This window comes from Streptomyces sp. NPDC050433 (assembly GCF_044458565.1).
Taxonomy (GTDB): domain Bacteria; phylum Actinomycetota; class Actinomycetes; order Streptomycetales; family Streptomycetaceae; genus Streptomyces.
In genome coordinates this window covers 1-19,350 of sequence record NZ_JBITIB010000025.1, presented here as the reverse complement: position 1 = coordinate 19,350, position 19,350 = coordinate 1, and the positions used below count along the sequence as shown (strand labels likewise).

General features: G+C 71.4%; 14 protein-coding genes. 4 read left to right on the top strand and 10 right to left on the bottom strand.

Features of this window, described 5'->3' with window-relative positions:
• Positions 1 to 59 precede the first annotated feature (59 nt).
• On the bottom strand, positions 60 to 401 hold the full coding sequence (locus ACIBLA_RS27225) for a hypothetical protein (protein ID WP_363246239.1): 342 nt from the start codon (positions 399 to 401) through the stop codon (positions 60 to 62).
• Positions 402 to 475: 74 nt separating this feature from the next.
• Between ACIBLA_RS27225 and ACIBLA_RS27220 the strand changes: the two genes are divergently transcribed.
• Positions 476 to 925, top strand: coding sequence for a DUF6234 family protein (locus tag ACIBLA_RS27220; RefSeq protein ID WP_363246240.1), 450 nt, complete (start codon positions 476 to 478; stop codon positions 923 to 925).
• A gap of 22 nt (positions 926 to 947) precedes the next feature.
• Here ACIBLA_RS27220 and ACIBLA_RS27215 read toward each other — a convergent pair whose 3' ends face one another.
• From ACIBLA_RS27215 to ACIBLA_RS27175, 9 genes are all read right to left on the bottom strand, one after another.
• Positions 948 to 2,501 (bottom strand): FAD-dependent oxidoreductase, encoded by a 1,554-nt coding sequence (locus tag ACIBLA_RS27215; RefSeq protein ID WP_399200152.1) that lies wholly within the window; start codon positions 2,499 to 2,501, stop codon positions 948 to 950.
• Positions 2,498 to 3,205: a class I SAM-dependent methyltransferase gene (locus ACIBLA_RS27210; protein WP_363246242.1), complete on the bottom strand. Its 708-nt coding sequence runs from the start codon at positions 3,203 to 3,205 to the stop codon at positions 2,498 to 2,500. Before ACIBLA_RS27210 ends, ACIBLA_RS27215 begins: the two co-directional genes overlap by 4 nt.
• On the bottom strand, positions 3,202 to 4,404 hold the full coding sequence (locus tag ACIBLA_RS27205; protein ID WP_363246243.1) for a lycopene cyclase family protein: 1,203 nt from the start codon (positions 4,402 to 4,404) through the stop codon (positions 3,202 to 3,204). The genes ACIBLA_RS27210 and ACIBLA_RS27205 overlap by 4 nt, the downstream gene beginning before the upstream one ends.
• An 88-nt stretch (positions 4,405 to 4,492) precedes the next feature.
• The gene (locus ACIBLA_RS27200; protein ID WP_363246244.1) at positions 4,493 to 5,530 is read right to left on the bottom strand and encodes a hypothetical protein; all 1,038 of its coding nucleotides are present in this window, start codon (positions 5,528 to 5,530) and stop codon (positions 4,493 to 4,495) included.
• A gap of 10 nt (positions 5,531 to 5,540) precedes the next feature.
• A complete protein-coding gene (gene yidD, locus ACIBLA_RS27195; RefSeq protein WP_363246245.1) occupies positions 5,541 to 6,077 on the bottom strand; it encodes a membrane protein insertion efficiency factor YidD in 537 nt (178 codons plus the stop codon).
• A 100-nt stretch (positions 6,078 to 6,177) separates the two neighbouring features.
• On the bottom strand, positions 6,178 to 7,770 hold the full coding sequence (locus ACIBLA_RS27190; protein ID WP_363246246.1) for an ABC transporter substrate-binding protein: 1,593 nt from the start codon (positions 7,768 to 7,770) through the stop codon (positions 6,178 to 6,180).
• 10 nt (positions 7,771 to 7,780) lie between these two features.
• A complete protein-coding gene (locus ACIBLA_RS27185; RefSeq protein WP_363246247.1) occupies positions 7,781 to 9,853 on the bottom strand; it encodes an ATP-binding protein in 2,073 nt (690 codons plus the stop codon).
• 256 nt (positions 9,854 to 10,109) lie between these two features.
• Positions 10,110 to 13,331 (bottom strand): NACHT domain-containing protein, encoded by a 3,222-nt coding sequence (locus tag ACIBLA_RS27180; protein WP_363246248.1) that lies wholly within the window; start codon positions 13,329 to 13,331, stop codon positions 10,110 to 10,112.
• Between the two features lie 325 nt (positions 13,332 to 13,656).
• Positions 13,657 to 15,303, bottom strand: coding sequence for a hypothetical protein (locus ACIBLA_RS27175; protein WP_399200149.1), 1,647 nt, complete (start codon positions 15,301 to 15,303; stop codon positions 13,657 to 13,659).
• A gap of 326 nt (positions 15,304 to 15,629) precedes the next feature.
• On the opposite strand from ACIBLA_RS27175, the gene ACIBLA_RS27170 reads away from it, so the two are divergent.
• From ACIBLA_RS27170 to ACIBLA_RS27160, 3 genes are all read left to right on the top strand, one after another.
• Entirely contained in the window at positions 15,630 to 16,049 is a 420-nt protein-coding gene (locus tag ACIBLA_RS27170; protein ID WP_363242573.1) for a hypothetical protein, read from the top strand.
• 84 nt (positions 16,050 to 16,133) lie between these two features.
• Positions 16,134 to 18,452 (top strand): APC family permease, encoded by a 2,319-nt coding sequence (locus ACIBLA_RS27165; RefSeq protein ID WP_399200148.1) that lies wholly within the window; start codon positions 16,134 to 16,136, stop codon positions 18,450 to 18,452.
• A gap of 27 nt (positions 18,453 to 18,479) precedes the next feature.
• On the top strand, positions 18,480 to 19,259 hold the full coding sequence (locus tag ACIBLA_RS27160; protein ID WP_363242575.1) for a class I SAM-dependent methyltransferase: 780 nt from the start codon (positions 18,480 to 18,482) through the stop codon (positions 19,257 to 19,259).
• Positions 19,260 to 19,350: the final 91 nt, after the last annotated feature.

The following is a 19,350-nucleotide window of genomic DNA, read 5'->3' as shown; positions in this document are numbered from 1 at the left end:
GGCCGTACCGGGTGACCCCGCCCGCGATCCGACCCACGGCCACCTCGAACGCCTCGGCATTAGGGTGCCAGGGCGTCGTGCAGCACTGAGGTCAGCCGCTCCCGCGCGACGCGGGTGGACCTGGGATATTCGATGACCCAGTCGATCTTCACGGTGATCACGCCATCGGTGTTTGACACGATGATGTCGCCGGTGCGCTGGAAGCCGGCGACCCGGTCACGGATCCTTTGGCGTTGCTCTGAGTTCAGTCCGGTGCAAGCGGTGGTGTCGAGGCTGAGTTCGGTGATGAACCCGCCCAGGGTGGGGTCGGCCCGGCCGACCCCCGGATCATCGGGGAGCCTCCACCGCAGCTCGTCTTCGGGGATGATGAGCGATTCATCGACCTGAAGCCCTGATGTCATCCGCTCATGGTCACACACCCCCTAGGTACTCGTACTCATGCCCCCGCGCCGCCCGGACCGGCACGGTGTTCGATATGAGTGACCTGCCCGTCGCGCCCCCGGCCCTCGACGCCCCGGTGAAGCCCCGCGCCGAGCGAGGTCCCGACGTCGGGGCGTCCTGCGCGCTGGTCTTCCTCGAACTGGTCGCCGTGGCCGTGATCGTCGTGCTGTGGCCGTTCTTCGACCACTTCGACCTGGACCCCGCCTCCGACATCGAGCCGGTGTCGCTCTGGCGGTACCTTCCCGCCCTCGGCGGCGTCGCGGTGGTGGCTTTCGTGGCCGCCGTGATCGCCTCCCGTGCGCGGGCCACCGTGACCGCCGTGAGCCAGGGCTCGATGGCCGTGCTCGTCACCCTCGCCTTCTTCGCCGGAGCCGCCCTCCAATCCCACGAGGACGAGCGGAACCGCCCCGTCCCCGCACCGACCGGACCCGTGGGCTGCCGCAGCGGTGGCGACAACAGCGAGTGTGCGCGGTACGGCGGTTGACCCCCCCACGACCGGCCCGATGTCAGCGGCGCCGGGCCAGTCGTACCAGCGCGCGCAGCCCGGCCGACCGACCCCTGTCCGGCACGGTCCACAGCGTCTGACCGCGCACACCCCACCCCTCCAGCAGCGCGTTGGCGGCCAGGAAGCCCGTGGTCGCGGCGCGTTCCATGAGCGCCACCGGCAGATCGGTACGGACGAGGTCGCCGGCCACCACGACGGCCGGGTCCGGCGTACGTACGGTGGGACGATCGCCGTAACCGCCCACCGGGAACAGCGGGCAGTCCGCGCGCCACTCGTGCCGCGCGTCGACGGTCTTCGCGTCCCGCGTCTCCGGATACACCCGGTGCAACTGCTCGACCAGCAGCCGCTGTTGAGCGGCCCGGTCGGCGCCGGGGGCGACGGCGTACGCGTGCAGTTCGACCACGAAGCCGCCCGTACGGGCCGCCCACCGCGCCGCCTCGCCCTCCCATCGGTCCAGCACACTCACGTTGTCGAGCCCGCCGAATCCGCTCGTCCCGAGGAAACCGGGCCGGTCGGCGGCCACCGGACGGTCCAGCCACAGCCGCGACACCAGGAACGGCGGGGCGCTGCGCAGCCGTCCGATCCGCGCCCGCCACCGCGTGTCGCACAACTGGGGTGAGTCGGCGACCACTTGGCGCAGCCCGCCGCTGTCCAGCGCGAGCACCACGGCGTCGTACCGTCGTGGCCGACCGCCCGCCGTCACCGTGAGACCGCCGCCCGCCGCCGGCGCCACCTCCTCCACCGCCGTGCCGGTACGCAACTCGACACCGTGCCCGGTGAGATACGAGCCGAGCGGCTGCCACAGGGCGGCGGGGAAGGGCTCGTCCGGCACATCGAAGAGCAGGCCCTCGCTCGACCCCAGGAAGTAGATGTGGAACATCAACACCAGTTCGGCGGCGGACAGTTCGGCCGGATCGGAGAAGAAGCTGCGGGAGAACACCTCGAACGCCAGATGCCGCGCCGCCTCGGGAAAGCGGATCCCGGACAGGAAGTCCTGGGCGCTGACCTTGTCCAGCTCCTCGTACACCTCGGGCACCCGCACGTCCAGGAGGGGCAGCGCGGCCCTCGGATCCATCCGGGCCAGATCCCGCCAGCCGAAGCTGGGGCTGAGCGCGATGAATCCCAGGGCGCTCCACGGCGGCGTACGCGGGACCCGCGCGAAGCTGTCGCACAGGCCCCCGCTGTGCAACAGCGGGTAGTCCGGCAGCCCGCTGAGCATGCCGAGGCCGGGATCGGCCCGCCGGAGCAGCCCCCGGAGGTTGTAGTACTGCCGGAAGAAGGCATGGAAGCCCCGGCTCATCGTGGCCGTCGAACCGTCGGCCAGCGTGATGGGCCACCCGGCCAGCCGCCCACCGAGGGCCTGTTCACGCTCGTACAGCGTGACGCCCACCCCGCGCTCCGCGAGCGCGGTCGCGGCGGCGAGGCCCGCGATGCCGCCCCCGACGACCGCCGCGTGCGGCGCGTCACCGCCGCCGAACCGGGCGCGCCCCGGCGCCGGACGGACCACCCCGGCGAGGTGGTCCCGCCCTCGTCGGGGTGCGGTGCGGCCGGTCACCGCGAGCGCCCCACGAAGGTGTGCGTGATGCCCGTCTGCCAGCCCGGCAACGGCAGCACCCGCACATCCGCGAACCCGGCGCGCCGCAGCCGGTCGCCGAAGGCCGGCGCCGTGTCGAACTCGCCCACGCTGCGCCACAGATGACGGTAGAGGTCCGCGTCACCGGCGAGCCGCCCGGCCGGGAGGACGATGCCCTTGCACACGGCCGTCCAGACCGCGCGGTCCACGGCGCGCCCGCCCAGCGCGTACTCGTGCACACCGATCCGGCCGCCCGGCGCGAGCAGGGACCGTACGACGGCGAGCGTGCCGTCCGGGTCGGTGACGTTCCGGAAGAGATACGCGGCGAAGGCACCGTCGAACGGACCGGTGACGCCCGCGTCGGCCAGCCGCTCCACAGGGGCGTGGACGAACGAGACACCCGCGGGCCACGCCTTGGTGGCCGCCCGCTCCAGCATCCCGGCCGACGCGTCCACCGCCACGATCTCGGCGTGCGGGGCGGCGGTCAGCAGCGCGGCTGTCGACGCGCCCGTCCCGCAGCCGAGGTCGAGCAGCCGCAGACCGGCGCCGCCACGGGGCAGCCGCAGGCGTCGCGCGGAGCGCCTGAGATGCGCGTGGTAACCGGGGTTGACGGCGACCAGCCGGTCGTAGGCGAGTGCGGCATGGTCGAACGCGGAGGCGAGTTCCGCGTCGTGCAGGAGCGTCATCCGACGTCCTTCCCTCTCGGTGCCCGGCGAGGCAGCCAGGGCAGTTCGGCGACGGTGCGCAGCATCGGCCCGACCGGGGTGCGCAGACCGATCGCGAAGTCCTCGTACGGTGCGGTGTCCCCGTCCAGGAAACGGAGCAGCCGCTCCATCGGTACGCGCCGGAACAGCCCATCGAAGAACGCGGCGCCGTCGACCCGGCCGCTGTCCAGCCCCCGCAGCAGGACCGCGTCCATCGCCCTGGCTCGCGCGGAGTAGGCGGGCGGCGGTTCGGGCACCCGTCCGGCGTGGTACGCGGCGGCGACGGCCCGCGCCTGCCGCTGCACGGCCGCGAAGGTGTAGCCGGTCGACGGGCGGGTGGCACCGCCCGCGGTACCGATACGGAACACCGAACGGCCCACACGGCGCGGGAAGCGCCCGTCGGTCATCGGGATGACGCCCTGCTCGGACGCGGTCACCTCGAACGGGCCCAGCCCGAGGACCTGTTCGGTGTAGCGCCTGAGTGCCCGGTCGTACCCCGCGTCGTCCAGCACCTCACGGGAGAACTCGGTGTACTCCACCAGCGCCTCATGGGCGCTGGTCGGCAGGACGTATCCGAAAGCGAGTCCGTGCGGCGGCTGCGGAGTCCGGAAGTCCATCAGATCGGCGGTCCGGGGGTCGAACACCGGCCGCTCGGTGCGGACGAACCAGCCACGGAAGTGCTGGAGCAGCGTCGTCCGCGCGGGCGGCAGGACACGCGGGGGACGCGAGTCGAAGACCCAACGGCCCCGCAGCGTCAGCGGACTCCCGTCGGCGGCGACGCCCGTCACCTCGGCGCCGGACGCCGTGTCGTTGACGGCGTCGATCCGGGCCGTCACCCGGCAGGGCGCCCCGGGCCCGTCGAGCCGTCCGGCCAGCAACTCCTCGAAGGCCCCCGACCGCAGCATCTTGTAGCGGAACGGAGCAGGCCGCCCGACACCCGCCGTCCCGTCCCGCCCGCGTACGCGCAGCGCCTCCCAGGACGCGGTCAGCGCGCCGTCGAAGTCACCGGGGGAGGTCTCCCAGAAACACCATGTCCGCTCCGGCGGCCTCAGGGGGCCGGCCGGGGCGTCGATCAGAGTCACGTCCGGGATCGGACGGCCGGGCGAAGGCGAGCACAGCCGGTACGTGAGGGAGAGCCCGGCGGCGCCCGCGCCGACGACGATCACGTCCGTGTCCCTCATCACCGCACCACCGCTCCTCCCGTCGTCCCGTCAGCATCCCGCATCAGCGGACGACTTGGACGCAGGCGGCGCGGAAAGAGGCGGGATCCTACGACGAGGCGGGCGGCAGCTTGAGGTCGGTGCAGCCGTGCTGCTCAGCCCTGCTTTCGGCGAACGCGACGAGAGCCTTCTTCGCGAAGGCGTCCGCCGACTTGTCGATGTGCACGTACTCCGCGGGATCGACCCAGAAGGCGGCCCGCGGACCGTCCCCAGGACAGCGGGCGGTCGCCCAGTAGAAGCCCTCGGAGCCACCCGCGTCGCGCTTGAAGGTGCCGACGTCGGGATCGTCCGAGCGCAGGCGCTGGGCGAAGGGACCGAACGCGGCCTCAAGATCGAGCAAGGGCTCGCCGCCGTCCTTCAGGTTGCCGAGCACGCAGCGCTCAAGAGGGGCTGTCCCGCTCGCCGGAGCATCCTTGATCCACTCCACCCACTCCTGGTCACGCAGCGGGATCCCTCCGCAGGTGCCCTTCGCGTCGATGCGGGACCCCCACTCCACCGTGGCGGCCGGACGCGGTATGCGGCCGCCGGCCTTCGCGTCGCAGTTCCAGTCCGCCGCCGCCTTGACCGCGGTCGCGGCGACGAGCTCGGCGACACCGCCGGCCCGCGACGTGTCCTCCGTGCTGTCGTGGTAGGCGGTCACGACGACCGCCCCGGCCTTGTTGTCGCAGGCCAGGACGACAGCTGTGTTGTCGAGGTCGGTGTAGCCGCGCCAGCCGCCGCCGAGAGGTACGGGCGGGGTGTCCCCCTCACCCTCGTCCAGCTGGTCGAAGACGCCGGAGGAGTCGCCGTTGAGCGTGGAGTCGGGGATCCGGCCGATGGTGAGGTCGAGGCCCGAGACCGTGCAGGAGTCGTAGTCCCCCTCGGATCCGCCCGCCCGGTAGTCCCGCGACAGACGGGATCCCTCCTTCCCGGTGAACCCGGCGGACTCCTCGTACGGGATCAGCCCGTGGCAGAACGTCTCAAGTCTCTCCTCGTACCGCCAGCCCTTTCCGGTGTCGCTCATCCGGTACCACCCGTAGCCGGCGGCGAGCACGAGGGCCAACGACAGTGCCACGTAGGGGGCCCAGCGGCGTATGGCGGTCTTCACTGACGGGCCTTCAACTCTCTTTAGTCCATGGCTGGTTGTCTCGGACGGTGACCTGACTCGGCCGTCGCGCGGCCGGTACCGGGTCCCGGCCGCCCCGGCGGCGGGCCGCGCCCGGCCGGCAGCGCAGCAGCCGGCCCAGCACCAGGAACCCGCCGCGCAGCGCGCCGTGCCGGTGCAGGGCCTGCACCGCGTACGTGGAACAGCTCGGGGTGTACGGGCAGCACGGCGGCCGAGCCGGACTGATCTCCGCCCGGTAGTGCCGGACGGCCGCGTACATCGCACCGGCCGACCGCCCGGCGGGTCGGGGCGCCGCCGGGTCCTGGCCGGACGAGGGGCGGCGCAGCAGGGCGAGGAAGACGGCCGGCAGCGCGCTCACCCACATCGGTGGGCAGCACTGCCGGCACATGACGCACTGGTCGGCGGCCCCTTCGAGGCAGCTGTCCTTGTCCTTGTCGCGCGGCCCGTCGTCCCCGGTCTCGTACCGTCCCTGCCGACTCTGCCGTGCCTGTCGTCCACCGGCCCGGTCGGGCCTCCTCGACGTCGCCACCACGCCCCTCCCCGTTCCCGGCGGATCATACGTGCGGGCCCCGGACCTGCTGGAACTCGCCCCAGGGGTTGTCCGATTCGCCCGAGCGGCAGACGTCGGCTCAGGAGGGGCAGGTGTTCTCGGCTGCGCCGCGGTACGTGTGGTAGACGGGCAGCGGGTCCCGGCCGGTATCCGTTCGCGCCGGGAACTCCACTACGGGCACGGGCTTGCAGACGGCCCACTGGTCGTTCGCGTCCGGTCCCTCGAAGCCGTACGTCCCGGCGGCGCCCACCAGACAGGACGTGCACGTGCTGCCGGAGATGCTGGGAATGACCAGCGTGTGGTACACGTCGTCCTTCGAGGGGAGATACAGCCCGCCCCGCGTCCGGCTGTCGTCCTCGTTCTCGTTGATCTCCGTGAACGTACGGTCCACGGCGTCCGCGAGCAGCGTGAAGCCGTCGTGATACATGACGGCGTACCCGTCGTCCAGCGGCTTGTCGCCCAGCTCGTGATCGGCCTCCAACTCCCTGAACCTGTCGAGGAACCGGCCCAGCGCCTTCTTCGGCTCGGCCCCCTCGCTCCACCAGGCGGGATCGACGGCGGACGCGTCGACGATCGTGGCCCGCGCCTCCTCCAGCCACCGCCGGGGCGCGTTCGCGGTGAGGGTCGGCTCCAGACCTATGCCGACTTTGAGGATGCGCAGCTGTGAGGTGCGCCCGCAATCGCCCTCCTGCGCGAGGCGCGCGACGAAGGCGGGCAGGTCCTGGTCGCGGCCGGCGAAGAAGACCGTGTCCGACTTCTCGTTGCAGATCTTCTGCACGGCGTCGCTGAACCGCTGCGGGATGCCCTCGGCGGTGCCCGACGAGCCGATGAAGTTGGAGCTGTGGTTCGACAGGTCGTACGTGTCGTTGAAGTGCTTCTCGAAGACGCCGCGCAGATTCTTCGAGTAGACGTCCTCGTCGCGGTTGTCCCAGACCATGAATCCTTTGCGGTCCTGCGGGTTCCGGTCCAGGTACAGCTTCAGCGCACGGGCGAACTGGTCGTTGTTCGGGGAGGTCTTGAAGAAGTACGTGGAGTTCATGTCGGCCGAGGTGATGACCGGGCCCACCGTCGGGATCTTGAGTTTGCTCAGCGCCGCGATCGTGTCCCGCGTCTCCGGCGTACTGCTCGGGATCCCGGTCACCCCCACCAGCGGCGCGCTGGTGTCCTTGGACAGTTCGGCGAGCCGGTCGACGACGGGCTCCCACGCGTCGAGGTTCCGGCCGTCGGGGGCGAGCAGCAACTGGTAGTGCGGTCCGCCGAAGGAGTTGGCCTGCCGCTGCGCCGCCAGCGCGCCGGCAAGTCCCCTGCGGATCATGTCCGTTGTCATCGCGCTGTGTTCGTCGGCGGTGAAGGGCATCATCAACGCGATCCGTACGTACGGGATCTTGGGCCCGCTCGACGGCGACTCCCAGCCCTCGCGCACCCGTGTGTTCTCGTCCGCCACCGCCTCGATGAGGCTCGCGATCTCCGGATCCGCCTCGAAGGCACCCGCGGTGACACCGACGCAGTCGCCGCCGATCTCCTCCAGATCGTCACCGCACGGGCCGGGACCCCGCAGGACGTTGACGAGGACCGCGATCGCCACGGCGGCCAGCGCCCCCAGGCCGAGGACGGTGAGCCAGTCGACCGGACCCCACTCGCGGGGGTGTCGACGCAACAGACGGGCCGGCATCTCTTCCTCCTCACTCTCCGGGGACGGGTAACGGGCGCTTCTTGCGTGCCGCGACGGGCCAGCTGCGGGCGGCCTGCCCGAGGACCGCGTGCCAGGACCGATGCCGTGGTGAGAGGTACGCCAGTTCCTCGCCGACCGCCCGGCACATGTCGGGGTCCGGCTCGGCGTGCGGTTCCAACACGTGCCACAGGGCGTGCAGCAGCCTGTTGACGCAGCGCTCGATGTCGTCCAGCTCCGCGTACCGGCCGTCGTGCGCGCCGAGGGCCACCTGCATCCGCTCGTCGATCCACTCCCCGGCCGGCGGCGCCGGCGGTGTGGGTGCCGTCGCCGCGTACCGCAGGCACAACACCCAGTGTGTGGCGGCCTGTTCGTCCTGTTCCGACTGGAACTCCTCGGCCAGTGTGGCGACGACCGTCTCGGCGTTCCCGGTCGCGAGCGTGTGCCGCAGCGCGTCCGCCTCTCCGCTCTCGCCACGCTGGGTGTGGTGGATCCGCAGGAAGTGGTGGATCTCCTGCCAGTTCCGGCCCGCGTCGGCCGTCCGTGAGGTGCGCCGTGCCTCGTGCACGAGCAGTGTCTGCAACAGGGTGTCGGCGACCAGCGGCTCGTCCGGGCGGGTGAGCCGCTGCCAGTGCTGGTCCTCCAGATAGTCGGTGGCCGAGTTCGCGGGGAGCTGGTCCGGCCCCTGGAAGCGCAGATGGGCCGCCAGCGCCTCCGCCGCCGTGCTGTCACGGGCGAGGGAGAGCAGCGTCAGCCGGTCGCGCTGGCGCCGGTCCGGAAGCAGCCGCTCCAGCAGCACCTCGGTGACCGCGCGGCCGTCCCTCGTGGTCAGTTCGAGCAGGCCGCGCGGCTCCACGGCGACGCCCCGCTCGGTGGCGTCCAGAACCGCGGCGCACAGCACGGTGGTCGCCGCCGGATGCCCGCCGGTCAGCGAGTGCACGGCGGAGGCCAGATACGGGTGGAGCGGCCTGGCCGGCCGGTCCGGCACCAGCAGGGGCAGGATGTCGTCCCGGCTCAGCGGCGCGAGCGGCACGGCGAGCAGACCGGCGGACGGGGCGCGGCCCCGGCGCTCCCAGCCGGACGACTTCACCAGATCGGGAAGCTCACGCCGGATCGCGGCCTCGGCCTCCTCCGCCTCCGGCAGATCGCCGAGCCGGGTGGCCACGACGACAAGCTCCTCGTGGTCGGGGCGTTCGGGCAGCGCGCGGTTCTTCAGCAGCAGATCCAGAAATACCTGACCCGCTGTCAGATGAGCGTCGTCGAGCAGCACGAGCGGCCAGGGCTCCCGGTTCCACCGCCGGAGCCTGCCGTACGAGGCGGCGACATCGTGCAGAAAGGCCGCCATCAGGCTCTGCTCGGCGAAGTCCCGGTAGTCACCTCCCTGTTGGAACCACTCCCCGAGCAGCGGCAGCGGATCCTGTCCGTCCGCGCCCGGCGGGAAGCGGCGCGCGTACCACGCGCGGGCGGCGACCGGCCCGTACCGCTCGGTGTACTCGGCCACCACGGCCCCGGTGACCGCCTCCCGGTCCCGCTCCATCCCGTCGCCGTGCGGAGCCGCCAGCCGGCCCTCGACAGCGGTGGCCCAGGTGTGCCGCAGCGTGTCCGCGTCCCCGCCGGCGAGCCGGCACGCCAGCAGCAGCCGCGCGTGCAGCAGACATGTCGCGTCGCGCTGCTCGGAGTTGCCGCGGTCCCAGCCGGAGACCGCGAACAGACCGGGTGTCAGGACCGGGAAACGGTGCCGCAGTTCCGGCGCGAGACCGCACACCAGCTCCGCCAGAAGTCCGACCAGGGTGGACGCGGTGGCCTCGGTGCCGTGGGCGGGGCCGTACGGCAGCGCTCCCGATTCGGTCGGCACGACCTTGACGTGGGACAGCGGGAGCCGGTCCCGGTAGTGCGCCGCCACGTCCGCCAGGACCGCGCTGCGTCCCATGCCGTGATGGCCCGTCACCAGCACCACGGGCAGATCACCGTGGTGCTCCCTGGGGGTACGTGACCTCTCGTCGTACGCCAGACCGATGAGCCGGGGGACGAGCGAGCGCAGCAGCGGATCGCGGCCGTGGAGCGGTGACGTGTCCGTCGAGCGCATATGGTCGCGTCACGCCCCCTTCTCCGTCGCCGACCGGCAGCCACGAGCCCGGAGGTGGACGGCACCGCTTCCCCGAGACACCAACCGCGGACATCCATACCAATTGAGCCTGGAATCATAGAACTTACCGGCCGGGTAACTTCCTCGCCAGGTCGATACAACACTCTGTCACGTGGTTGTGACAGGTGGGACTCGGGAGAGAGCGCGGCTCAGGACGCCCCTCGGCTCCAGCGGTTGGCCCGCCCAAGCGTCCATGTCAGGGATGCGGATGGATGTCGAGTTCGACGCTGTCGGGGAGCGCGTCCGCCCCGCGTATCTCACCCGCGTACGAGAGCCGGACCAGGCGCAGTCGGCGCAGCCCGGCCAGTGAGCCCAGGTCCAGCTCCGAGACCTGGGACAGATGAATCTCCTCAAGTCCCGGCAACCGCCTGGCGATCCGCCGCAGCGGCACCGCCGCACCCGCCCTCGCCCGCACCGTCAGATGCGTGACCTGCGGAATCTCCGTACGCGGCGCGAACAGCAGCATGCTGAGCTGCTGCGGCGACAGGCTCAGCCTCCGCAGATCCGGCAACTCGCCCAGCAGTGAACCCCATTCGTCGGGCGTCACCCGATCGCTGGCGTCCTGGAGCCTTAGCTCCTCCAGCCCCCGGCACCGCACGATTCCCGCGAGCTGCGCCGCCGCCGGCGGCAGCGACAGCAGGCGCAGCTCGGCGGCGCGCGGCAGGTCGGACAGCCCGCGCCACGGCACCTCCGACCCGACCAACAGCCCTTCCAGCGCAGGGCAGTCCGACAGCTTCAGCAGGGGTTCGAACTGGGGGAGATCCCGCAGTTCGAGGCGCCGCAGACGCGGCAGCCGGGTCAGCGGCGTCGGATCCTTCACATTCCGGCAGCCCTGGAGCGCCAGCGTCTCCAGCTCGGGGTAGACGGACAGCAGCTCCAGGTCCTCCAGCTGGAGCGTGTTGTGCAGCCGCAGCTCGCGCAGCCGGCGCGGGTTCAGCGACGTACGGATCTCCTCGGGGCTGAAATCACCGCGCAGGCCGACGCGTTGATATCCGGACATGGTGCGCAGGGCGTCCAGCTCGGCGTGCGAGCGAACGGTCACCGCCTCGTCCGGAGCCGTCTCCAGAAGCGGCCGTACGATCTCCTCGCCGTACACCAGCGTGTCGAACCGGTCCCAGTGGTCGAGGAGTTGTGCCCGGACGGCGGACTGGCTCGTCTCCAGGAACTCACGCAGCCGGGGGATCGCTGCGTCCCCGCCGATCTGGCATATCGCGTGGACGGTGGCCAGCTCCTCGTCGCCCTGAAGATCCTTCGCGCGGGGCAGCAGACCGAGCAGCAACGGGCCTGTCTGGGCCAGCGATCTGGCCTCGCGCAGGCTGCGCGGCGGCAGCATCCGCGCGGCCCGGTCCTCGATCGCCTCGCGCACCGTCGGCTCCAGGCGGGTGGCCTGTTCGAGGGAGGCGAGGGCGAGCAGCCGCAACCGCGCCTGCACCGCCGCGTCCTTCTCCCGGTCGCCCCGCTCCCGCAGACGGGTCAGGAGGTCGGCGCGTTCCTGGTGTCTTGCCTGTGCGACGGCCATCTGAACCACGTCCTCCCACTGGTCCACGTGTGCGTTGTTCACCAGCATGCCCATGTCGCGCTCCTCCAGCACCGCCCTGGCACCCAGGAAGTCCTGAAAGGTCCGGTGGATGAAGCTCACCGCACCGGTGGCGGGCTCGCGCAGCAGGCCCGAGCGCTCCAGGAGCAGTTGCAGTGCCTCTTCCGGCGTACCGACTTCGGCGAGACGCGGTACGGACGGCTGAAGCCGTCGCACCACGTCGACCGCGTCCGCCCGTTCCAGCTGTGTCCGCTCGTTGCGCAGCAGCCAGTACGCCAGCCGCTGGAGCGGCTCCGTGGCCGACTTCTGGTCCAACTCCGGGCGGTGGCCGCGACCGTACACCTCACGCTCCAGGTCGCGCCGCTCCAGCAGCATGGACAGCGCCGCCTCGTACAGCGAGGCGCGGCCCTGCGGCAGGAAGCCGCGGCGCTCCCGGTGCAGGGCGCACATCAGCGCGCACATCAGCGGGTTGGTCGCCAGCCGGCTCAACTCGGGGCTGCTGCGCAGCGACAGCGTCAGCGACTCGCCCAACTCCTCGGCGGCCCTGGCCGCCGTGTGCCAGCGCCGGATGAACTGGCGCATGTCGGCGGGGCGCATCGGGGTGAGCGTGAACTCCTGGAAGCCCTCTCGTGCGAGCCACTGCCGGTCGAGGGCCGACGGGCGGGAGGTGAGCAGCCACAGATTGCCCGGAAAGACGGCGATCAGCTTCTTGAGCCAGGCTCTGGCGCGGGCCCGCTCGCCCTTCGGGATCTCGTCGGCCCCGTCGATCAGGAGCACGCCGCGCCCGTGCTGGAGCACCCGCGCCGCCCACCCGTCGGGCTCGGTGCCCACCAGCGGACAGCCGATCCACCGCAGGAAGTCCTCGGGCATCGGGAGGTCGGCGTCCTTGCGTACCAGCGCGCGCAGCGGCAGGACGAACGGCACCCGCCCGTACAGCTGCGGCAGACCGCCGGGCACCCGGTCCTGCTGCGCCGTGGCGAGGGCCAGCCACTGGACGAGCGTCGTCTTGCCGGTGCCGGCGACTCCGCGCAGCAGTACCCGCTCATGGCTGGCGAGAAGGGCCTCGGCCGGGCCGCCGGCGCGCTCGGTCTCGGTGTCCCGGTCGACGCCCGACTCGCCGCTGACCACATGGACGGGATCGGTCCCACCGCGGTACGGCATGGCCTCCAGGCTCAGATACGCGGACTCCAACGGCCAGTCCTGGCCGTCCGGTTCGCGCAGGTCGACGCCGTAGATGGTGAGCCGGCCGTGGCACTCGACGATGTAGCGCGCGTACGCCTCCTCGAAGTCGGCGTCCAGGCGGCTGATGTCCGGCAGCCGGTCCAGCAGGCGGTCCAACTTCGCGCTCTGCGCGCGCAGTTCGCGGCTCTGCTCGATCTGGGCGCGGGCCGCGAAGCCGGGCTGTTGGCTGAAGAGGCGTACGAGATGCACGCAGGCCGTCTCCAGGAGCCGGTCGTGGAACCGGGCGGCGTCGTCGCTCAGGAGCCGGCGGGTGTCGGGGCCCGCGCGCCGGGACAGTTCGGCGGCCAGCCGCTCGGGGCCGAGCCCGAAGGCGTGGACGTCGTCCATGTCGAGATCGCCGAGCGCGTGCAGGGTGCGGGTCAGGGCCTGGCCGACGGCGTCGTGCTCGTCGGCGCCGACCGGCGGGTCGTGCGGCCCGGCAGCCCGGACGGCGCGGCGCACCAACTCGCGGGTGAGCTTGTGCAGATCGTCCTCGGTGAGGGTGCGGTGCTCCTTGCCGAAGGCGACCAGCCGGCGGATCGGGATCGGGCGTTCGCCGAACTCCGCGCCCGGTACCTTCGCGGCCGGGAGTAACAGCCGTTTGAGTACGGGTACGACCACCGCGGACGCGATCCGCAGCCCCACCACGCCGCCGTCCACAGCATCCCCTCCCTCACGGGCGTCGATCTCAGCCTAGCCGTGTGAGACCGGATCGGGTCAGGGCTCACACAGGTCGCGCGACGCCCGCACGCGGTCGTACGCCGCGCGCCAACTGCCCACGCCCGGTGCTCCGGTGCTCCGCCCCACCGGACACCGCTGCACCGGTCTCCGCTGTTCCGTCGAAGGCGGAGGGTAGGCGATGCCCCGGAACCGCCATGCCGGCTCCGGGGCATCGGGTGCCGCGGGCGCCGGCCGGTGGCCGGAGACCGGCCCGAGGGGGGTACCGGCGCCCGCGACGGTTCATGGTCCGCCTCCTGATCAGCGGTCAGGGAATCGGCTTCGTCTGGGTGCACTTCTTCCATTCGACCCAGGGTCGTGCGCCGCCGTTTTTGGGTCCGGTGGCGTAGGTGGGGTTCCCGGTGATGGTCTGGTTCTTCTCTTCGTGGGTGATGTCGATGCCGAAGAGTTTGAAGCCTGCGGTGAGTTGTCCGGCGGAGATGCCGAAGCCGATGCCGAGTGAGGCGTTCCACCAGTCGGTGTTGGCGTTGTAGTCGAGGCGTGACAGCTTGCCCTTGTCGTGCAGCAGGCGTTCCAGTGGTCCGGCGTCGCTGCCGGGTGCTTCCGCCGCGTCGGAGGGGGTGGGCAGGGCGTCGCCGGCGGGGAAGTCGCCGCGTCCGCGCAGCCAGTCCTCGACGAGTTTGCTGTCGGTGTCGTTGTCCAGCACGACCTCGGCGGACTCGGTGTGGATCTTGGAGTTGATGGTGCCGCCACCGCCGCCGACGTCGATGGTCACGGGCGTTCCGGGGATGTTGGCGCCGGCTCCGGCCTGGACGCCGGCGCCTTCGCCGTTCTCCTGGCTGGTGGTGATGACCAGTTTCTCGGGGCGGTGTTCCTTGCCGTCCTTCTCCTCCTGGTCGAACGTCTTCGCGTCGTAGGTGACGGCGACCTGCTGCATGCGGGTGGCTTTGCCCTGGGCGAGTTCGCCGCCCTTGGCGTCGACGCTGAAGGTGTAGACGAAGGTGATCTTGCCGGCGTCGGGGCCGGTGTTGGCGCGCATGACGACGACGTCCTCGGTCATGGTGCCGGTGCCGAACTCGCCCGAGATATTGCCGAGGTCGGTCGGCTTGCCGTCCTTGTCCTTCCCGCCCTTGCCCTTCGTGAAGGACTTGCCGAAACTCACCCCGCCCGACACCTCGGTGCTCGTCTTGGTGATGTCGACATCCGGCGCCTTCTCCGGCGGCAGGTCGGGCTTCTTCTTGTCGGCGTGGTAGCCGCAGATCATGCCGAGTTCGGAGGAACGGGGCCCGGCCGGGCGCGAGTTGCACTCGCCCTGCGCCTTCAGATACTCGGTGAACTGCTTGGCGTCCGCCAGGTTCAGCTCCAGGTCCTTCTGCGGGTCGCCGGTCTTGTTGCCGTTGAACAGCCACTGACCGCCGCTGCCGCTGCCCTTCATATAACTGCCGCTCAGCGAGGCGCTGCCGCCCCACTCCTTCAGACCGGGGATACCCGCGGAGATGCTGGCCGTGACCCCGCCCCCGCTTTCGGTCACGCGCTCCAGGGTGACGGTGCCGTCGGACCACTGCTGGAGTTTGATCTGCTCGGAGCTGCTGATCTTGATGAACAGGATCTGGACGACGACCGTGGTCTTGGTCTGATCCTGGGAGAGCAGGCACTTGGCGGGCTGGAACGGATCGTCGGGCGGGCCCTCGGGTATGTCGCCGTCCCCGCCGCCACCTCCGCCGCCGTCCTCCCCGTCACCGTCGCCGGAGTCGCAACCCTCGCCGCCGTCACCGGCGTTGACGATCCGGCACACCGCGTCCTCCAGGGCGACGGCCGTGTCGGTGGGGACGGTCAGCGCCAGGATCGCGCCGATGATCGCCGCGACGACGCCTATCATCGCGACGTACTCGACACCACCCTGACCTGCCTCACCGCGCCCGCGCGCTCTGTGAGCGTAGCGACTGGTGTTCATCCGAGCTCCTCGCCCCAGCTTTGAGTCGTTCACCCGATCGGACTGGAGGGTAAGGAGCCGTCCGGGCCCAGACGCAGGGCCTCTGGGCCCACTACTGGGCCCATCTGACGAGAGGGGCCCATGCTCGGGCGAAGCGCCGAGTGGATACGGGCACCGGAGGTGTGAGATCGGGCGCGGCGCAGGCGCGCGTGGCGGGTCGCGGGTGCGCCGTGTGCCGCGCCGTATCGCCTGGGGGAGCGGTACCGTGGTAAGGACGAGGGCTTCCGGACGCCCCCATGAGGGGACGGCGTGGGCCCGGAAACGTCGTACGTGAAGAGGTGCTCCGTATGGACTCGGATCGCGCCGCGCGTCTGACCGAGGAGCTTCGTGCCCGCGGCGTCATGGCGCATCTGGTGCACGCGGGCGTCTACGAATTCGGTATCCGGGTCGTCCTCGACGACCGGATCGAGGCGCTCTGGGACATGGACGGGGCGGCCGGGCTCGACGCGGAGATCGTCAACGAAGGGGCGCTGATCGGGTTCGTTCCGCATGTGCCCGGGTCGGAGGACTTCACCGAGGAGCAGCTCGTGAACTGCATCGCCACCACGAACTACGCCCTCGACACCCTCCAGCGGCCGGCTGAGCGCACATCCGGCCGGCCGGCGCCCGCAGAGTCGGCCCAGCCGTCGGGCGGGCCGCCGCGCGCGACACCGCCCGCGCTCCGGCGTCAGCGACGGGGCCACTGGATCCGGCGCGGCAAGCGGTGACGTAACGGAGGGCGGGGGAGCGTCGGCCGTAACCTCCGGGCGTCACTCCCACCCATGAGATAGGCATTCCGTCACACTTGCGGCATGTCGGGCACTCGCGGTAACAACTCGAACACCAAGAGCACACGGAGCGCGGCAGTACCGGGCAGCACCCCCCTCCGTGCACTCGACGCACAGCAACTACGCGTGCTGGGCAGCGTGGGACGTGAGTGGCGGCGGGTGTCGGCGGGACCCGAGGTATGGCGGCGCGCGCTGCCCGTCGACCCGGACCTGGGGAGCCTCCCCGCACCGGCCCAGATCAGACCCGCCCGCTTCGGACGGGTCGTTCCGGTCTCCCCGTTCGGCCCTTCGGCGTCGCGTACCGCGGCACCCCCTGCGCCCCCCGGCGGCGCGCCGCCGGGCGAGGGACCTCCGCCGGCCCCCGTCGACCGGACCCGTGCCGTGTACCGGATGCGCCGCCTGCTGCTGGGCCCCGCGCTGGCGAACACGGCCATCGCCCGCGAGCGGATGCGCAAACTGGTCGCCCTGCCCGTCCTGTCCGCCGACGCGCTCTCCTCCGTCGCGTACGGGCCGGAGGCGCTGCTCGCCGTCCTCGTTCTCGCGGGCACCGCCGGACTCGGTTACTCGACCCCCGTCGCCGCCACCATCGTGTTCCTGATGCTGGCCATCGGCGTCTCGTACCGGCAGACCATCCGTGCCTATCCGCGCGGCGGCGGCTCCTACATCGTCGCCAGCGACAACCTGGGACGCGTTCCGGGGCTCACGGCCGCCGCCGGGCTGATGACCGACTACATCCTGACCGTGGCGGTGTCCGTATCCGCCGGTGTCGCCGCGATCACCTCGGCCCTGCCGTCGCTCGCCTCGTCCGTCGTACCGCTCGGCGTCGCCGCCATCGCCGTCCTTCTCGCCTGCAACCTGCGCGGGATCCGGCAGGCCGGCGCGATCTTCGCCGCGCCGACCTACGCGTTCGTGATCGCGATGCTGGCGCTGATCGCGGCCGGCCTCGCCGACGCTGCCGACCGGGGCTTCCACGCGGTGCCCCACCCACCCATCCACGCCACCGAAGGGCTCGGGATCCTCCTCGTGATGCGGGCCTTCGCGTCCGGCGCGACGGCGATGACCGGCATCGAGGCGATCTCGAACGCGGTCCCGGCGTTCAAGCCCGTCGAGTGGCGCAACGCCCGTACCACGCTGACCTGGATGGTCGGGCTCCTCATCGTCCTGTTCGCGGGCATCATCGTCATCGTCCACCTCGGCGGGATCCTGCCGGAGTCCAAGGAGACGGTGCTGTCGCAGCTCGCACACCTCAGCTTCGGCTCGGGCCCGATGTACGTCTTCACGCAGGCGGCCACAGCCGCCGTACTGCTCCTCGCGGCCAACACCGCCTTCAACGACTTCCCGCGCGTCCTGTCCCTGCTCGCCCGTGACGACCACGCGCCCCGCCTCTTCGCGCGGATGGGCGACCGTCTCGCCTTCAGCAACGGCATCATCCTGCTGTCGGTCCTGGCGGGGCTGGTCTACGTGGCGTTCGACGGGCGCACCGCGTCGCTCATCCCGCTGTACGCGGTCGGCGTCTTCCTCGCCTTCACCCTGTCGCAGGCCGGAATGGTGGTGCACTGGTGGCGCCTGAGGGACCGTCACTGGCGCAAGAGCCTGCTGTTCAACGCGGTCGGTGGCGTGCTCTCCTCGATCGTCCTCATCACGGCGGGCATCACCAAGTTCACCGAGGGTGCCTGGGTCGCGCTCGTGGCGGTCGCGCTGTTCCTCTACGTCACGACGCACATCCGACGCCACTACGACACCGTCGCCGCCGCGCTGCGACTCCAACGGCACTCGATCGAACTCCCGCGCCGCACCATCGCGCCCCGTGTCGAGGTGCCGATCCAGGGGGTCGAGAGTTCGCGGGACCCCAGTCACCCCCGCGCCCCGCAGGCTTTCGCGCCGAACGGAGAGGTTGGGAGGGCGGAGGAGCGGCCCGAGGAGACGGAGGAAGTGCCGGAGGAGGTCCGGCACTTCACCCTCGTACTGATCGAAACGCTCGACCGCGCCGGCATGCGCGCGCTCGCGTACGCCGCCTCGCTCCAGCAGCCCGTCCTTGTCATCCACGTCAGCACGGCCGCCGACGAGGCCGAACGCTTCCGTGGCCAATGGCAGTTGTGGGGCGACCATCTGCCCCTCCAGGAACTCGTCTCCCCGTACCGCGCCGTCGTCGCACCGCTGGTCAACTACATCGAGGCACTGCACCACCAGCGGCCGGACCTGACCCTCACCGTGATCCTCCCGGAGGTCGTCGTGCGCCAGCGGCGCTACAGCGCTCTGCACAGCCGCACCGCCGCCCGTCTGCGCCGGGCGCTGCGACCCTTGCGCAAGGTCGTGGTCACCACGGTGCCCTTTCATGTCTGAGGGTGGCCCGTTTGCTATGTTCCTGGCATGAACAAAAGGGGAGCGGACGGCAGCGCGGGGGACGCGGACTACGGCGCGATCGGCGGCGGCTACACCGACCACCGTCGCCCCGACGCGCGGATCGCCGCACGGATCACCGCGGCGCTCGGGCTGTCGAGGACGGTCGTCAACGTCGGTGCGGGGGCCGGTTCGTACGAGTCGACGGACCTGGACGTCACAGCGGTCGAGCCGTCGGCGGCCATGCGCGCGCAGCGCCCCGCGCATCTGCCGGCCGCCGTCGACGCGGTGGCCGAGGACCTGCCGTTCGCGGACGACTCCTTCGACGCGGCGATGACCACATTCAGCATCCATCAGTGGAGCGACACCGAGGCGGGACTCCGCGAGATGCGCCGCGTGGCACGCGGCCCGGTGGTGATACTGACGTGCGATCCGGACCTGGTACGGGAGTTCTGGCTGTACGAGTACGCCCCCGACGTCCTGGAGACCGAGGCCCGCCGCTACCCGTCGGTCGAGACCGTCGCCCGGACGCTGGGCGGCCAGGTCTCCGTACGGCCGGTACCGATCCCCGCGGACTGCACGGACGGCTTCAACGAGGCGTACTACGCCCGCCCCGAGCGACTGCTCGACCCGGCCGCCCGGCAGGCATGCTCGGCGTGGAGCTTCGTCGCGGCCGACGAGCGCGAGCGGTATGTCGGGGCGCTGCGCCGCGACATCGAGTCGGGCGCCTGGGACCGACACCACGGCGCCCTGCGCCAACAGCCTTTCCTGGACGGTTCGTTGACCCTGATCCGCGCGATCCCCTCCTAGTACTCCAGCGGTAGTTCGCTATCGTGGCTGGTCAGGTGCCTCTTTCCGAGTGTAGCGAGCTGACGGCCCGTCATGTTGCGGCAGTTCGTGA

Excerpts from the sequence above, each read along its gene's own strand:
- ACIBLA_RS27160 (WP_363242575.1), top strand. The coding sequence starts at position 18,480 with ATGAACAAAAGGGGAGCGGACGGCAGCGCGGGGGACGCGGACTACGGC.
- ACIBLA_RS27225 (WP_363246239.1), bottom strand. The coding sequence starts at position 401 with ATGACATCAGGGCTTCAGGTCGATGAATCGCTCATCATCCCCGAAGAC.
- ACIBLA_RS27220 (WP_363246240.1), top strand. The coding sequence starts at position 476 with ATGAGTGACCTGCCCGTCGCGCCCCCGGCCCTCGACGCCCCGGTGAAG.
- ACIBLA_RS27175 (WP_399200149.1), bottom strand. The coding sequence starts at position 15,303 with ATGAACACCAGTCGCTACGCTCACAGAGCGCGCGGGCGCGGTGAGGCA.
- ACIBLA_RS27170 (WP_363242573.1), top strand. The coding sequence starts at position 15,630 with ATGGACTCGGATCGCGCCGCGCGTCTGACCGAGGAGCTTCGTGCCCGC.
- ACIBLA_RS27190 (WP_363246246.1), bottom strand. The coding sequence starts at position 7,770 with ATGCCGGCCCGTCTGTTGCGTCGACACCCCCGCGAGTGGGGTCCGGTC.
- ACIBLA_RS27210 (WP_363246242.1), bottom strand. The coding sequence starts at position 3,205 with ATGACGCTCCTGCACGACGCGGAACTCGCCTCCGCGTTCGACCATGCC.
- ACIBLA_RS27205 (WP_363246243.1), bottom strand. The coding sequence starts at position 4,404 with ATGAGGGACACGGACGTGATCGTCGTCGGCGCGGGCGCCGCCGGGCTC.
- ACIBLA_RS27165 (WP_399200148.1), top strand. The coding sequence starts at position 16,134 with ATGTCGGGCACTCGCGGTAACAACTCGAACACCAAGAGCACACGGAGC.
- ACIBLA_RS27185 (WP_363246247.1), bottom strand. The coding sequence starts at position 9,853 with ATGCGCTCGACGGACACGTCACCGCTCCACGGCCGCGATCCGCTGCTG.